The organism is Trichocoleus desertorum AS-A10, assembly GCF_039962155.1.
Taxonomy (GTDB): Bacteria; Cyanobacteriota; Cyanobacteriia; order FACHB-46; family FACHB-46; genus Trichocoleus.
In genome coordinates this window covers 110,052-124,970 of sequence record NZ_JAMPKN010000014.1, presented here as the reverse complement: position 1 = coordinate 124,970, position 14,919 = coordinate 110,052, and the positions used below count along the sequence as shown (strand labels likewise).

Sequence of the window (14,919 nt, the reverse complement as noted above, 5' to 3'; positions counted from 1 at the left end):
AGACAGTAGCGTGAGTCTCGATGCAACTGCTTAGTGATCGACTCACGGGTCAACTTGTGATATTCCCACTTTCTGCTTGGTCGATCCGCCATTAAAAAAGGTTAAAGTAACTTAAGGTTGTAAATTAATAATTTACATTCTGCCGTCACAATCTTTAGTCCATAGTTCTACCAAGTCGAACTATCACCGACTGATTCATGATGAGGAGACAAGAGATCCATGCCGCAGCTTGAGGCCAGTCTAGAAATTGACTTCCATAGCGCAGCCTACAAAGATGCCTACAGTCGGATTAACGCGATTGTGATTGAAGGCGAACAAGAGGCTCACGAAAATTACCTGAAGCTGGCTGAAATGCTGCCGGACAATCACGATCAATTGGTGAGTCTAGCCAGAATGGAGAATCGCCATAAGAAAGGCTTTGAAGCCTGTGGTCGTAATCTTCAAGTCACGCCAGATATGGAGTTTGCTCGTCAGTTCTTCTCTGACCTGCATGGTAATTTTCAAGTCGCAGCGGCAAACAACCAGATTGTGACTTGCTTGCTGATTCAATCCCTCATTATTGAGTGCTTTGCGATCGCAGCTTACAACATTTATATTCCCGTCGCTGACGACTTCGCGCGTAAAATCACCGAAGGCGTGGTGAAAGATGAGTACAGTCATCTGAACTACGGAGAAGAATGGCTCAAAGCTAACTTTGAAACTGCTAAAGCTGAGCTGGAAGTAGCGAATCGGCAGAACCTACCCTTGGTTTGGCGCATGTTGAACCAGGTCGCAGAAGACGCTCAGGTTTTGGGCATGGAAAAAGAAGCTCTAGTAGAAGACTTCATGATCCAGTATGGCGAAGCGCTGAGCAACATTGGTTTTAGCACTCGCGATATCATGCGTATGTCTGCTTATGGTCTTGCTGCTGCCTAAGTTAGGAACATTCAGGCAACCTCAGGAGTCTGATGAGGCAACCCACTGTAAATCTTTCCTTTTGATCAGAATCAGTTGTTTTCTACTGAGCGATCGCTATTTAGTACCTGCACAAATTTGCCGATCAGAACCTACCAACTGATCGGCAAATTTATGTAGTATTTTTGAGTGCTTTGAGCAATTACTCGTTTCAATTACTACCAACCTAAAGCTAGCCTGAATCGTAGGCTCCCCAACCGTCCATGTTTGGTCTTATCGGTCACCTCACTAGTTTAGAACACGCCCAATCTGTTGCCAGAGAGCTGGGCTACCCAGAGTACGCTGATCAAGGATTAGATTTTTGGTGTAGTGCTCCCCCGCAAATTGTTGACACCATCACGGTCACCAGCCTAACGGGCCAAAAGATTGAAGGCAAGTACGTTGAATCTTGCTTCTTGCCTGAAATGTTGGCGACACGACGCATCAAGGCAGCCACTCGCAAAGTGATTAATGCCATGGCTCATGCTCAAAAGCATGGCCTTAACATCACAGCTCTAGGTGGATTCTCTTCAATCATTTTCGAGAATTTTAATCTAAATCAAATTCAGCAGGTCCGAAATATCAAACTGGAGTTTGAGCGCTTTACCACTGGTAACACTCACACCGCCTATATTATTTGTCGTCAAGTTGAACAGGCAGCAAAACAATTAGGGATTGAACTCTCGAAAGCGACAGTTGCGGTTTGTGGAGCTACTGGAGATATTGGCAGTGCCGTGTGCCGCTGGCTAGATGCTCGGACAGATGTGGCAGAACTGTTGCTCATTGCCCGCAATCAAGAGCGCTTATTCGATTTGCAAGCGGAATTAGGTCGTGGCAAAGTCATGGAGCTGGACGAAGCCTTACCCTTAGCGGATATTGTCGTTTGGGTGGCTAGTATGCCCAAAGGTGTAGAGATTGATCCGTCTGCCTTAAAGCAACCTTGTTTGCTGATTGATGGTGGCTACCCGAAAAACTTAGGGACTAAGATTCAGCATCCTGGTGTGCATGTTTTGAACGGCGGCATTGTGGAGCACTCCCTCGACATTGATTGGCGAATTATGCAGATCGTCAGTATGGACGCTCCTGCACGTCAACTGTTTGCCTGCTTTGCAGAATCTATGCTTCTAGAATTTGAGAAATGGCATACCAATTTTTCCTGGGGGCGCAACCAAATTACGGTTGACAAAATGGATCAGATTGGAGATGCCTCAGTGAAACATGGATTTCGACCTTTACTACTTTAAATTGAATAATTGGCTCAGATCTTGAGATAATTGATGCGCTGTTTGATGCTTTTTGCCTTCCCAAAAAGCATCAAAATATCCTGGGAGAAATGCTCTCTAAAATTATGAGTGAACCCTTTTTAGAGCCTATACTGCGATGGATGCGGCTTCAGAGAGTCGTTTCTCGAATTGCTCCAAACTCCACGGTTCTGGATGTAGGATGTGGTAGAGCAGCAGTTTTCTTAAAAGCGATCGCTCCTCGTATTGCCCAGGGCTTTGGAGTAGACTTCAAAGTAGACACTGTAGAGTTCAAAAACATCAAAACTCTACAGTTCAAATTTGATGGTTCCTTGCCTTTCGCGGATGCCAGTTTTGACGTAGTAACGATGCTAGCTGTGCTAGAGCATATCGAACACGAGCATCAAATCTTGCAAGAAATTCATCGAGTTTTAAAGCCTGACGGTAAGCTAATAATCACTGTACCCTCCATTTGGGCACAACCCATTCTGGAGTTCCTAGCATATAAATTGAAAATTGTATCTGAAGCAGAGATTAAAGATCATAAAAGGTACTATAACCGACAAAAGTTGAGGAAGGTGCTTGTGGGAGAAACTAACTTTCGTAGCTTCCATCACCAATATTTTCAGCTTTGGATGAACAACTTCTGCACTGTTGTTAAATAGAACCGTCAACAGATGAAGCTAACTGTAGTAATCCCTTGCTTTAACGAATTAGGTAGTATTGAGCAGATCGTTAAAGCAGTGAAGGCCTCTCCAATCAAAGACTTAGAAATCATCATTGTAGATGATTGCTCTACTGACGGCACTAGGAGTCTATTAGCGTCCGCTATAGAGCCGCAAGTTGATCAGGTGCTCTACCACAAGAAGAATTATGGCAAAGGAGCCGCCCTACGTAGTGGTATTCAAGCGGCTACTGGAGACATCGTCATTGTGCAAGACGCAGACTTGGAGTATGACCCTCAAGAATATCCTTTGATGCTCCAACCCATCCTAGACGGCAAAGCAGATGTAGTCTTTGGATCTCGTTTTATGGGAGGTCGGCCCCACCGAGTTGTCTACTACTGGCATATGTTAGGGAATAAGTTTTTAACTACTCTCTCTAATATGCTAACTAATATTAATCTCACTGATATGGAAACTTGTTATAAAGCTTTCAAGCGTGAGGTAATTCAGGCAGTCAAGATTGAAGAAAATCGCTTCGGCTTTGAGCCTGAAGTGACTGCAAAAGTTGCTAAAATGGACTGCCGTATTTACGAAGTTGGCATATCCTACTATGGTAGAACCTATAAAGAAGGTAAAAAAATTGGCTGGAAGGATGGATTTCGAGCCATTTACTGTATTTTGAAGTACAACCTATTTCGTTGATTCTAGCTCTGAGCTAGTCAGAAGATGCAGGCTGAAAAATCAAAGAATATTTTATGTATTGAGTGCCTTCTTGTTTTTACGCTTTGTTGTGTCGTTTATCTAGCTAATAAAAAATTAATAAGTACTGGAGATTCTTTACCTAATTCATTACTAGCGTTGAATTGGCTAAAGAACCATACTCTTTACTTTGATTCTTTTAGAAATAACTATTTTTTTGAAGACTACGATGGTCTACCGTATTTTTTTGCAGAGTCTAAAGGCAATCATCTAGTTTCTGTCTACCCAATTGGCACTGCTATTGTTAGTTTGCCAATTTATTTAGTTTTTTCGATTTACTTAGATGTGATAGCTTTTATAAAAACTAACATTACAGGTATTTCCTTTGATTTTAATTTAGCTAATGCAAGCTTTGAGCCTTATAGACAAGCTTTTGAAAAACTTGCGGCAACACTAGCTACTTCCCTGTCAGTTGTCATCTTTTATATATCTAGTCGTCTGAAATTTTCTCTTGCCACCTCTCTTGTTTCTACTTTTATATATGCTTTTGCCACAAACACTTGGATGACTAGTTCTCAAGCTTTATGGCAGCATACTGCGACTAACTTAGTGCTGGCAAGTCTGCTCTTGTGTTTGCTAAAAGCTAATCGAACCGAAAAAAACCACCTCAGATTCCTGCTGTTTTTAGCAGGTTTTTTTTGTGGATTGTTACCTATTATTCGACCTACTAATTTACTTTTCTCTATTGCGGCGATATTGTATTTAGTCTCAATATATAGAAGAACAGCATTATTTCTGCTTTTGGGTCTTCCTATTAGCCTCTTGGGAATGGCTTGGAACTTCTACAATTTTGGTGATTTCCTAGGTGGGTATACAGCTTTAGGAAGTGCTTACGAGGTGACATTTTATAGATTTAGTTTTAATCAGTTTCTACAAGGGTTTTTGGGATTGCTATTCAGCCCTAGTAGAGGTGTTTTTGTCTTCTCACCCATAGTCATATTTTGTATTCCTGGCTTCTGGCAAGTTTTCAAGAAAACCAAAAATTGTCAAGATGAAAGACTAATTGCATCTTTAGCTATTGCTGGGATAATTTTGTTTTTTAGTTATTGCTTTTATACAATTTGGTGGGCTGGAGGTTCATATGGCCCAAGATTTATTAGTGATATAAATCCAGTACTTTGCTACTTGATAGGATATTTTATTGATAGCCAATTCAACTTTGTTTCAAGCAATCGAAAAATATTCATTTCAAGTCTAACTGTTTTTCTGATTTTTTTGGTGGTTTCTACGTTCTCTCAAGTGCTAGGTGCTTTTAGTAAAGCAGAATGGAATGGATTGCCGATTAATGTTGACACTTATCCTGTGAGACTTTGGGACTTGAAAGATACTCAGTTATCTAGACATGCCAAAAGTTTGTTCTTTCAGATTGCTAAACCCATTGAAAACATAGCAATATATTCTCAGAAGCTAGCAGGAACGATTGAAGAAGTTGAGAAAATTGATACGCAACAGTTAAATAAATATGTTCCCATACCAGATATTTCCACTCCAGGTGAGCTGCTAATTTTAAGGGCTAAGCTGAGAAATACTGGACTGTCTAGATGGCTTGGTTATGAAAGCGGGGTTATACCAGGGGAGACCAGAGTTCGCTTAAGAGTATTTGATCATATTAATACCCAGGTGCTCGAGACTCGCCTTTTTGTGAGTGGTATCGTAGAGCAAAACCATATCGCTGAAGCGATCGGTGCTTTAGCATTACCTAAAGAACTAGGTTCATATCGACTAGTTTTTGATCTGATTGCAGAGGGAATTGGAGAATTTCCAAGCAGCTCAAAATATGAATCTTATGAAGCCAAGATTATAATTAAATGTCAAATTACTGAAGAAGCTTTGAAGGAATTTTGTGCAAAGCGTTGATTGATTTCTACTGTACTTCTAAATAGGTAGGCCTTAAACTGTGAATCATTTACTAGTGTTCTATAGAAGGATGATTTCCTTCCTTCCTTACGGCATAGGAATAGTTTTTGGTGTTCTTACAACTTTTTATCCAACACTTATAAGTGGATTTTCACGTTTGCAATCTGACCCAGGCGATACTCGATTCGTTAACTATGTATTGGAACACTCTTTTCAACTATTAGTGAACACAGATTATGTTGGAGAACTATGGTCTCCTCCTTTCTTTTTTCCTTTGAAAAATGTCCTTGCTTTTTCAGAGAATATGTTTGGTTCAGCACCTATTTATTGGTTATTTAGAACTTTTTTTGACTCTGTATTGGCTTTCCAATTGTGGATGATTGCAGTTTTAACACTGTGCTTCGTTTGCTTTGCATTATTAATGCAACATTATAAGGTGAACTCTTGGTTGTCAGCTTTTGGAGCCTTCTTATTTACTTTTGGTATGCCAAGAGTTTCCCAGCTAGGTCACCAACAGCTACTACCTCAATTTTTTACACCCCTTGCTTTCTGGTTTTGTTGGGATTTTATTCGTCAACCAACCAACAAACGTTTAGTTTTAACGCTATTATTTATTTACTTTCAATTATTGGCTTCAGTTTATTTGGGTTGGCTTCTATTATTTAGTTTAGTTTTTGTTTTTTCAGTTGCCTGGTTTCTGGATAAAAATATTAAACAGAATTTATTTGAATATCTTAGAAAAAATTACAAAGTCTTTATTGCCGCAGTTTTAGCTTGGTCTACCTTGATTATTGGGCTATTCGCCCCTTATCTAGAAACGAAAAAGCTAATTGGGGGAAGACCTTATTCAGAAGTAGCAGATATATTGCCCAAGTTTACTTCTTGGCTACGTCCTGCTCCTGGTAGTTTATGGTGGCCTTTATTATCTTCCCAGCCTGAGAATTTTCTGCCTTGGCCTGTTGAGCATCATCTATTTTTAGGTTTTGCAGTTGTCCTATTAACAGGGTTTTCACTTTATGTTCTTTGGCGAAAGAAAGAAGTACTGACTTTCGAAAGAGAACTGCTAATTAAGACCTGCTTGGTAGTCGTTGCTATTCTCTTTATTCTATCGCTCAAAGTTGGTCATTTCTCTCTTTGGCGAGCTATCTATGAAATTGTGCCTGGAGGCTCTGCAATTCGAGCAGTAACTCGAATATCGCTTGTTCTTTACTTCTATCTATTGATTGCGGTAATTGTCTGCTTTGATTCGTACATCAAAAAAGCAAGTCAACCTCGAAGATGGCGAGTATTGGTGGCGAGTTTAGTTTGTCTTTTGGGCTTGTCTGAGCAAATCGCTTTAAGCCTAGCGAGCTATGAAAAGGCTTCTTTTATCCAAGTAGAGCTAGAAATGCAGGAGTTAATGAAAAAGGGGTGTGATATTGCTTATGTCTCAGCCACGACCGCAGATCCCAGTTTTTGGTTTCAACAGCTGTCTGCGATGGGAGCAGGTATTCAAGCTAACGTCCCTGTAATTAATGGATATTCAGGCTGGACGCCTCCTGGCTATGATGGTTCTATGGCGAACGAGCCTCGTAAGAATTTAGACCAGGTTGCCAAATTGCTACCCAAAAACTTTAAGGGGCAGCTGTGCGTTATTTTTCCAACAGATTACACAGAAGCGGAATCTGTGGTTGCCCCTCATGGAAAAATTCAATACCGGAGTTTTGCGGGCAATTTTACTTCTTATTCAGCTCAGATCCCCCTTCAAATCTTTGCGCAAGCTATAGAAGTGCTTAATCCTCCTAATAGTCTGAAACTGGGTTCAGCGATGACGCTGCCGGTTAGGGTCAAAAATACCAGTAACTTCCTTTGGTTTGCTAAAGGTTTAAAGCCTGTGCGTTTTTCCTATCACTGGATTGGACTGGATGGCAAAGTAGCGTTATGGGATGGAGAGCGGACTGAACTGCCTTTGAAGGTCTCGCCTCAAGAATCCATTCTCTTGAATGCAAAAATTAAAGCTCCTGACGTTCCTGGGAAATATATATTGCGTTTGACAATGGTGCAGGAAGGAGTAGCTTGGTTTGATGATAGAGGTGCCAAAACTAAAGATCTTGCCGTGAATGTTGCTGCGCAGTAAGGTGATTCTGATTTGCCAGTAATGTAAAGTAGCTGGTTTCCTTTGTCGATTTTTATGAGTACCCTTTTGCATCCACAAGAATGAAATCTAGCAGTAATTTCAGAGTCAGGAAATTCAAAGACACTAAGTAGTAGATATTTCGCTACTGAACTGTATTTAAAGGTGGTTGGGAAGTACGAAACACCTTTAATTAAGGGTGCAAGAAGGTGTAGCCTGGGTTGAGGGGCAGGGTAGCGAAGCCTCAGGATCTTTCTGTAACTGTTACTTCGGAGTAGTGTGGCGCTGGCATGGCAACGACTGAACGCAGACCTATTCTTTTAGATTTCGAAAAGCCCTTGGCAGAGCTAGAGGCACGGATTCATCAGATTCGTGAACTTGCAGAAGAAAATGACGTCGATGTGTCTGATCAGATCCGTCAGCTTGAGGCGCGAGCTTTGCAACTTCGCCAAGAAATTTTCAGCAGTTTGTCTCCTGCCCAAAGGCTTCAAGTAGCACGTCACCCTCGTCGGCCTAGCACCCTCGATTACATTCAAGCGATTAGTGACGAGTGGATGGAGTTGCATGGCGATCGCGGAGGCACCGATGACCCTGCTTTGGTCGGGGGCGTAGCTCGGTTCGCGGGTCGGCCTGTGGTGATTTTGGGGCATCAGAAGGGGCGAGATACTAAGGACAACGTGGCTCGCAACTTTGGTCAGGCAGCACCGGGTGGCTATCGCAAAGCCATGCGATTGATGGAGCATGCCGATCGCTTTGGCATGCCAATTTTAACCTTCATTAATACACCTGGCGCTTGGGCTGGGTTGGATGCCGAGCGGTTTGGGCAAGGGGAAGCGATCGCCCATAACCTACGGGAAATGTTTCGGCTAGACGTGCCGATTATTTGTACCGTGATTGGTGAAGGTGGATCTGGTGGTGCTCTGGGGATTGGCGTCGGCGATCGCCTGTTAATGTTCGAGCATTCTGTGTATTATGTGGCTAGCCCTGAAGCTTGTGCTTCAATTCTGTGGCGGGATGCTAGTAAAGCCCCTCAAGCCGCAGAAGCCCTAAAAATTACGGCCTGGGACTTGAAGAGTTTAGGCATTTTGGACCAACTCTTGCCAGAACCCATTGGGGGTGCACACTCTAGCCCCTTGGAAGCGGCGGCAACTTTAAAGCAGGCTCTCCTACAGCATTTGGAAGATTTGAGCCAAATGACGAATCAGCAACGGCGAGAGCTACGCTATCAGAAGTTTCGTAATATTGGTGTTTTCTTAGAAGCCACGGCATAGTTGATTCCAGACTGCTTAGCTCAACCCCGATTCTGAATTTAAGGCACAAATCTGCCCTAATCACTACCTAGCTAGGGAGCTTAGATCGCCTACGAGTAGGCGGTCTTGATTCTGAGTGATATAATTCACGAGGTAACATTTTTTTACATTTCCTCGGTGGCCTCTAAATGCTTCACCATGGAAGTGCTCGTTCTGGTCGCGCCTGCAACCACTAACTGCTTAAAGACAAGAGAGATTCTCAAAATTCAACGGGAGTGAAATGGTCTCAAACAGGGAATCCCCTCGGTTGGTTTTAAAGCTGTGGTTGTGCTGCGGCAACGATTAATTTGCTTACTAACTACTTAAAAATTGCATCAGCGAATCTCAAGTTTCCGATAGCTTAGATTGCTGGAATTGATGAGAGCGAATCAGGATATTTCATGGCTTCTCTAATAGAACGGCACGCTCTGATTACAGGAGCGAGCAGTGGAATTGGCAAAGCAACGGCCTTAGCGTTTGCCGAAGCTGGGATTCATTTGGCGTTGGTCAGCCGCTCTGAATCGAAGTTGGCGGCGGTCGCCGACGAGGTAAGACAGGCAGGCGTTACAGTGAAAACTTATCCGCTGGACTTGTCTCAAGTAGACCAAGTGAAAGAGCGCATGAGTGCGATCGCAGCAGATTTTGGCCCACTAGACATCCTGATTAACAATGCTGGCATCGCCTACACCGGCAGTCTAATGGAAACTCCATTGAATGACTGGCAACAAGTGCTAGATCTCAACCTGACAAGTGTGTTTCAGTGCATCCAAGGTATTTTGCCTAGCATGCGCGATCGCCAACAGGGAACCATCATTAATGTGGTGTCCATTGGAGGACAGCAAGTTTTTCCCAACTGGGGAGCTTACTGCGTCAGTAAGTTTGGCCTCATGGCCCTCTCCAAAGCCCTAGCGGCTGAAGAACGAGCTAACGGTATTCGGGTCTCTGCTATTTGTCCAGGCTCAGTTAACACACCGCTTTGGGATACTGAGACTGTTCAGGCTGACTTCGACCGCTCGGCGATGTTAACACCAGAAGTTGTGGCTCAAGTAATTCTACAAGCCGTGCTTTTACCCAAGCAGGCTGTGATGGAAGAGTTAACCTTGATGCCCAACGCAGGAGTGTTTTAAGTTTTTTCCACTCCTGATTCGGCAACACCCACTTTGCAGCTACAAAATCTCTAACTTATGACTACTGCTTCTTCCAACAGTGCTACCGGCTCTAACGTACCTACTGTGTCTGATTCCATAACCCCTGAAGTTCGGCCCGATCGCAATACACTTCATGGTCAAGAGGCCAAAGTAGTTCCTCCTGCGGATAACGAACTCAAGGATGAGATGGCGGATGCCGTCCGGACTCTTTTGCTAGGGGTGGGAGAAGATCCGGAGCGAGAGGGATTGCTGAAAACTCCCAAGCGAGTGGCAGATGCTATGCGCTTTCTTACGAGTGGCTATACCCAGTCTTTAGAGCAACTGGTGAATGGTGCCATTTTTGATGAAGGCCACAACGAAATGGTCTTGGTGCGAGACATTGATGTTTTCAGTCTCTGCGAACATCACATGTTACCGTTTATGGGCAAAGCGCATGTTGCTTACATCCCCAACCAAAAGGTGGTAGGTCTGAGCAAATTAGCTCGGATCGTTGAGATGTATGGCCGTCGCTTACAAGTGCAAGAGCGCCTAACTCGTCAGATCGCTGAAGCGGTACAACAGATTTTGGATCCCAAAGGTGTGGCTGTTGTCATAGAAGCGACTCATATGTGTATGGTGATGCGGGGTGTGCAGAAGCCAGGCTCTTGGACAGTCACTAGCGCGATGGTCGGTGTGTTTCAGGATGACCAGAAAACTCGTGAAGAGTTTCTCAACCTGATTCGTCATCGTCCTTCTTTCTTCTAAAGCACCATTCTGGGTGACCTAACCCCCAGCCCTTTCCCTAGCAGGGAAGGGGAGCAAAATAAAAAAGGTAGGGGTGAGTCTAACTGACCCCTATTTTTTGTGTTTGTTGAAGTTGGTGAAAGAGGTGAGCCACCTGGGATAAATCTTTGTCGCCGGGCGATCGCTCAACTCCACTTGAGAGGTCGATACCGTCGGGTTGTAGCTGAGCGAGTGCCTGAGTAATATTGTCTGGGTTTAAGCCACCAGCTAAAAACCAAGGACAAGCGGGCGCAAATTTTTGCAAGCTTTGCCAGTCCAGGGTGACACCTGTGCCTCCTAGGAGCCCAGGGTGATAGGCATCCAATAGAAGGGTATGAACGTGACTATAGTAAGCGGCGGCTTCCTGGAGTGCTGCTGCCGCTTTGATTCTGAGCGCTTTAATCACTTCTATGTCTGGTAATGTCTCACGTACCTGAACACAGAATTCTGGGGTTTCTGCGCCATGCAGTTGAACAGCGTTCAAGCCAGCGATCGCGACGACTTGACTAATCTCAGCTAGCGTTGCGTTGGCAAACACACCGATCCGATCTACTAAGTGACCTGTTTGGAGATTAAGGGGTAACTGCTCTACTACCTGACGAATTTGGTCAGCCGAAACATAGCGCGGGGAAACTGGAACACAGATAAATCCTAAAGCCGTAGCTCCCAGTTCTGCGATCGCTCGCCCTTGGTCTGGTTTGGTAATGCCGCAAATTTTAACCCGCATGCTGACTTGTAAACTCGTTAAGTAGGTTGTCGGTAAGATGTTTAACCAAGGTTCAGGATTGATCGAGGTGGTTGCAATCGCGATCGGTTGCCGAAACTGTTGCGGATTTGTAGCAAAAGTTTAGTGGACTGTTAACTCTTAAGACAAATCCTAATTGTTTAGAAGGCTCTTTTTATAATCCTTCTTGTTTGTATAAGTTTATCAATGCAGGAGACAAAATCTTGCTTTATCCGACCTTGCTAGCGCTACAGGTGGCCTCGGCTCGCTCCACTGATTGGAGCCCCACTATCGGGCTAATTATGACTGCTTGCTGCTTATTTGCAGTTGCGATCGGTCGCTTTGCGATCAGAAAGAAGGGTGTAGGTCCAAAACTTCCTGTCCAAACCCCTGCTCTCTTTAGCAATTTTGGCGTTCCTGAGTTACTCGCCACCATGAGTTTTGGTCATATCTTAGGTGCAGGTGTCATCCTGGGGCTCACCAACGCAGGTGTTCTCTAGACTCCGCACTTTTTGAAACTCTCAATCTAGTTCAGGTAGTAGCGCTCAGCCTTGCGAAGTTTCTTGACAGGCTAGCACTACTACTTTTTTTTGCCTATTTTCTAGCTGCTGATTATCTACGGCACCGCTAGCCTGATGTTTCCGTGAGCCATTGTCTATGCTATTAGGGAGAGGGCTCTAGCTAGATGGTTGTTTCATAAAATTAGTACCGCATACATCGACTGAGCCTGACTTAGCTGCACCTTTAGGAAAGGCAGCGCAGAACAATGGGGCTGGGTTTTGGCCGCATTGATCAACCTCAATTTAGGAAATTCCTATGCAGGCAGGCTGGCGAATCGGATCTGTATTTGGTATTCCCCTCTTTATCGACCCCAATTGGTTGTATGTTCTCGCGTTCTTTTCGATCCTCAACAGCGAGAACTACCTCAAACAACAATCCTGGAATCCAGCTTTTGCTTGGGCTGCGGGTTTCATACTCGCTCTATTATTGTTTACCTCGGTACTGCTACACGAATTGGGTCATAGCCTAGTAGCACAGTCGCAGGGAATCAAAGTTAACTCAATAACGCTGTTCTTGTTTGGAGGGATTGCCTCCATCGATCAGGAATCTAAAACTCCAGGCAAAGCGTTTCAGGTTGCCGTCGCGGGGCCTGCGGTCAGCCTCAGCTTATACCTGCTGTTGCGAGCGATCGCACATACTTTACCAACTCAGAGCGTGATTGCAGTCGTCACCGCTGATCTATCCCGCATCAACTTAGTTTTAGCCTTGTTCAATTTGATTCCTGGACTGCCACTGGATGGAGGCCAAATTTTTAAGGCGGCGGTGTGGAAGGCGACAGGCAACCGATTTCAAGGTGTGCGTTGGGCAGTACGATCTGGCCAAACTTTGGGCTGGTTTGCCATTATCCTCGGAATGTTCGTTGTCTTTTTGAACTCAGACTATTTCATTAGTGGATTGTGGGTGGCGTTTCTGGGTTGGTTTATCTTGCGGAATGCTAACGCTTACGATCGCATGACTGACTTGCAAGAAGCCTTGATGCAGATCAAAGCCGCAGATGCGATGACCCGAGAATTTCGAGTAGTAGATGCCAATCTCACCTTACGTCAGTTTGCAGATGACTATTTGCTAGAAGTTGCTCAACCTCCCACTTACTTTGCCGCCTCAGAGGGGCGCTATCGCGGGATGGTGGCGGCTGATGACTTACGCCAAGTGGAGCGGAGCCAATGGGAAAACCAAGCCCTACAAGCAGTGCTGCACCCATTGACAGCAATTCCTGCGGTCCAGGAGTCTACTGCCTTGATTGAGGTGATCAATCAAATGGAGACTCAGCAGCTCAACCGGATTACCGTATTGTCTCCAGCTGGTACTGTTGCAGGCGTGATCGATCGCGGTGATATTGTCCGAGCAGTTGGCAATAAACTGAATATCCAAGTTTCTGAAGCGGCCATTAAGCGAATTAAGGAAGAAGGCAGTTACCCTCCGGGTTTACCGTTGCCTGCGATCGCTCGGACAACCGCAGAATCATTTTCTCTAGAAGCTAACTAACCGCTGCCCAGAGCCAGCGCGTGATTGGCTCAGCTCTGCTTGGGTCATGAAGGCTTGCCACTCCGCGTCTGAGAGCGGTTGCGGCACTAGTTGCACCCCAAAGCAGCGTTGCAATGTTGTGGCCAAAGTTTCTATAAGCGTTTGAGTCAAAGCTTCTCCCTGTAAAGATAAAGGCAACTTCGGCAAACGCAGGTTATCAGGTCCAAATACTTGGGCAAAGAGAGTAGCATCGGGTTCTAAGCGCATAGAGCCATGCTGTAGAATTGCAGACCCTCGGCGTAGCTGGGCACTACCAATCAGTTTTTCGCCGTTTGACAGAACTAAATCTGCGCTAGTGGCTGTGCCAAAGCAGTTGGGATTGTGAATGTAGCCTCGGCCTGCCTCGCCATATTGCAACTCAACGCCAAGCGATCGCCAGCCCTGAATCAAAAACTCGCAAATGGCTTGGTACGCTTGCGTGCGGTTGCCTGCGAAACTGGAACTAATCACGGCATAAGTTAAGTCGCCTTGATGCAGCACAGCGCGACCGCCAGTTGGTCGTTGCACCAACTCTAATGGCCTTTCCTGCCAAGTAATTTCTTGCCACTCAGCAGGCCACTGCCGCTGATGGAAGCCCAAGGAAATTGCCGCTGGAGCCCAGGTATAAAACCGTAGAGTGGGAGGGTGAAGTCCTAAGCAATGTTGACGAAACAGCCAAGCATCCAAAGCCATTTGCACTCGGCCTGGCGCTTGGAATGGGGGAATGAAGCGCCACGGAGTTGCAGACTCAAGCGGCACTAAACTCAGCTTGGAGGGCGTCGTCGTTGTCATCGGCAATAGAGGCAACCACAGTAATGGCGCGGGAGATTTCACCCGGAGATAACTCTGCAACGGTGCGGGTGGCCACAACGACAACTTGCTCATCAATCAGAGCAAAACGAGCTTCAAAGGTGTCGCTCCAGTTCATCTCCAACAATTTGCGGAGAAGCTGGGCTTCATTTTGCACAGGCAGCTTCAAAATCTGCGCCCAAGTGGTAAATGTGTCGTCGTCCGTGTTGCCCGTGAGTTGGACAAAAACTTCGACGCTACCATACTTAAATTTCCACAGATGGCCGCTCTCGGTATGATTGACCATTGCGCTTTGGTCTTGATCCAAACTAGAAATCACTGTTTCAATCACATCTGCGTGATTGTTCTGGGTAGAATTCTCGATTAGCTCGTTAACCAGCTGATTGCTAGATAAACTCTGGGTTGAGACAGCTTCCGCATCGGGTTGATAGTTAGTCATAGGAGTTCCTGCTCAGTAGAGTAGATCGGCGTGACGCAAGTACCAATCTACCTCACGTCTCGTCGGTTGTCGCTACCCCAACTGTAGCTTGTGAGGGATTTTTCAATCACGGAAT

At 45.0% G+C, this 14,919-nt stretch carries 14 protein-coding genes; 11 read left to right on the top strand and 3 right to left on the bottom strand.

Annotated features, from left to right (window positions below; translation table 11 throughout):
* Positions 1–219: 219 nt before the first annotated feature.
* The 9 genes from NDA01_RS18485 to folE all read left to right on the top strand — a co-directional run bounded on the left by NDA01_RS18485 (position 220) and on the right by folE (position 10,749).
* Positions 220–915: an aldehyde oxygenase (deformylating) gene (locus tag NDA01_RS18485; protein ID WP_190559813.1), complete on the top strand. Its 696-nt coding sequence runs from the start codon at positions 220–222 to the stop codon at positions 913–915.
* A gap of 242 nt (positions 916–1,157) precedes the next feature.
* On the top strand, positions 1,158–2,177 hold the full coding sequence (locus NDA01_RS18480) for a long-chain acyl-[acyl-carrier-protein] reductase (protein ID WP_348229092.1): 1,020 nt from the start codon (positions 1,158–1,160) through the stop codon (positions 2,175–2,177).
* Positions 2,178–2,266: 89 nt separating this feature from the next.
* Positions 2,267–2,839 carry a class I SAM-dependent methyltransferase gene (locus NDA01_RS18475; RefSeq protein ID WP_348229091.1) on the top strand — a complete coding sequence of 191 codons (573 nt, stop codon included), beginning with the start codon at positions 2,267–2,269 and terminating at the stop codon, positions 2,837–2,839.
* A 12-nt stretch (positions 2,840–2,851) separates the two neighbouring features.
* Positions 2,852–3,541 carry a glycosyltransferase family 2 protein gene (locus NDA01_RS18470; RefSeq protein WP_190434661.1) on the top strand — a complete coding sequence of 230 codons (690 nt, stop codon included), beginning with the start codon at positions 2,852–2,854 and terminating at the stop codon, positions 3,539–3,541.
* A 24-nt stretch (positions 3,542–3,565) separates the two neighbouring features.
* A complete protein-coding gene (locus NDA01_RS18465; RefSeq protein ID WP_348229090.1) occupies positions 3,566–5,455 on the top strand; it encodes a hypothetical protein in 1,890 nt (629 codons plus the stop codon).
* A gap of 70 nt (positions 5,456–5,525) precedes the next feature.
* On the top strand, positions 5,526–7,571 hold the full coding sequence (locus NDA01_RS18460) for a hypothetical protein (protein ID WP_348229089.1): 2,046 nt from the start codon (positions 5,526–5,528) through the stop codon (positions 7,569–7,571).
* Positions 7,572–7,858: 287 nt separating this feature from the next.
* Positions 7,859–8,839, top strand: coding sequence for an acetyl-CoA carboxylase carboxyl transferase subunit alpha (accA, locus tag NDA01_RS18455; RefSeq protein WP_348229088.1), 981 nt, complete (start codon positions 7,859–7,861; stop codon positions 8,837–8,839).
* Positions 8,840–9,258: 419 nt separating this feature from the next.
* Complete coding sequence (locus NDA01_RS18450; protein WP_348229087.1) at positions 9,259–9,984, top strand: SDR family oxidoreductase; 726 nt, start codon at positions 9,259–9,261, stop codon at positions 9,982–9,984.
* Between the two features lie 57 nt (positions 9,985–10,041).
* A complete protein-coding gene (gene folE / locus NDA01_RS18445; protein ID WP_190434647.1) occupies positions 10,042–10,749 on the top strand; it encodes a GTP cyclohydrolase I FolE in 708 nt (235 codons plus the stop codon).
* A gap of 79 nt (positions 10,750–10,828) precedes the next feature.
* Here folE and NDA01_RS18440 read toward each other — a convergent pair whose 3' ends face one another.
* Complete coding sequence (locus NDA01_RS18440; protein ID WP_348229086.1) at positions 10,829–11,494, bottom strand: phosphoribosylanthranilate isomerase; 666 nt, start codon at positions 11,492–11,494, stop codon at positions 10,829–10,831.
* 221 nt (positions 11,495–11,715) lie between these two features.
* On the opposite strand from NDA01_RS18440, the gene psaK reads away from it, so the two are divergent.
* Complete coding sequence (gene psaK, locus NDA01_RS18435; protein ID WP_190434640.1) at positions 11,716–11,991, top strand: photosystem I reaction center subunit PsaK; 276 nt, start codon at positions 11,716–11,718, stop codon at positions 11,989–11,991.
* A 316-nt stretch (positions 11,992–12,307) separates the two neighbouring features.
* The gene (locus NDA01_RS18430; protein ID WP_348229085.1) at positions 12,308–13,537 is read left to right on the top strand and encodes a site-2 protease family protein; all 1,230 of its coding nucleotides are present in this window, start codon (positions 12,308–12,310) and stop codon (positions 13,535–13,537) included.
* Here the strand turns inward: NDA01_RS18430 and NDA01_RS18425 are convergent.
* Positions 13,523–14,347, bottom strand: coding sequence for a lipoate--protein ligase family protein (locus NDA01_RS18425; RefSeq protein WP_348229084.1), 825 nt, complete (start codon positions 14,345–14,347; stop codon positions 13,523–13,525). The two genes, NDA01_RS18430 and NDA01_RS18425, sit on opposite strands and share 15 nt — an antisense overlap.
* Positions 14,304–14,804: a YbjN domain-containing protein gene (locus tag NDA01_RS18420; protein ID WP_190555167.1), complete on the bottom strand. Its 501-nt coding sequence runs from the start codon at positions 14,802–14,804 to the stop codon at positions 14,304–14,306. The genes NDA01_RS18425 and NDA01_RS18420 overlap by 44 nt, the downstream gene beginning before the upstream one ends.
* Positions 14,805–14,919 lie beyond the last annotated feature (115 nt).

What these genes read in the sequence shown, in the direction of transcription:
- NDA01_RS18430 (WP_348229085.1), top strand. Translation starts at nt 12,308, where the DNA reads ATGCAGGCAGGCTGGCGAATCGGATCTGTATTTGGTATTCCCCTCTTT.
- NDA01_RS18425 (WP_348229084.1), bottom strand. Translation starts at nt 14,347, where the DNA reads ATGACAACGACGACGCCCTCCAAGCTGAGTTTAGTGCCGCTTGAGTCT.
- NDA01_RS18475 (WP_348229091.1), top strand. Translation starts at nt 2,267, where the DNA reads ATGCTCTCTAAAATTATGAGTGAACCCTTTTTAGAGCCTATACTGCGA.
- NDA01_RS18420 (WP_190555167.1), bottom strand. Translation starts at nt 14,804, where the DNA reads ATGACTAACTATCAACCCGATGCGGAAGCTGTCTCAACCCAGAGTTTA.
- accA (WP_348229088.1), top strand. Translation starts at nt 7,859, where the DNA reads ATGGCAACGACTGAACGCAGACCTATTCTTTTAGATTTCGAAAAGCCC.
- NDA01_RS18480 (WP_348229092.1), top strand. Translation starts at nt 1,158, where the DNA reads ATGTTTGGTCTTATCGGTCACCTCACTAGTTTAGAACACGCCCAATCT.
- NDA01_RS18465 (WP_348229090.1), top strand. Translation starts at nt 3,566, where the DNA reads ATGCAGGCTGAAAAATCAAAGAATATTTTATGTATTGAGTGCCTTCTT.
- folE (WP_190434647.1), top strand. Translation starts at nt 10,042, where the DNA reads ATGACTACTGCTTCTTCCAACAGTGCTACCGGCTCTAACGTACCTACT.
- NDA01_RS18450 (WP_348229087.1), top strand. Translation starts at nt 9,259, where the DNA reads ATGGCTTCTCTAATAGAACGGCACGCTCTGATTACAGGAGCGAGCAGT.
- NDA01_RS18485 (WP_190559813.1), top strand. Translation starts at nt 220, where the DNA reads ATGCCGCAGCTTGAGGCCAGTCTAGAAATTGACTTCCATAGCGCAGCC.
- NDA01_RS18460 (WP_348229089.1), top strand. Translation starts at nt 5,526, where the DNA reads ATGATTTCCTTCCTTCCTTACGGCATAGGAATAGTTTTTGGTGTTCTT.
- NDA01_RS18440 (WP_348229086.1), bottom strand. Translation starts at nt 11,494, where the DNA reads ATGCGGGTTAAAATTTGCGGCATTACCAAACCAGACCAAGGGCGAGCG.
- NDA01_RS18470 (WP_190434661.1), top strand. Translation starts at nt 2,852, where the DNA reads ATGAAGCTAACTGTAGTAATCCCTTGCTTTAACGAATTAGGTAGTATT.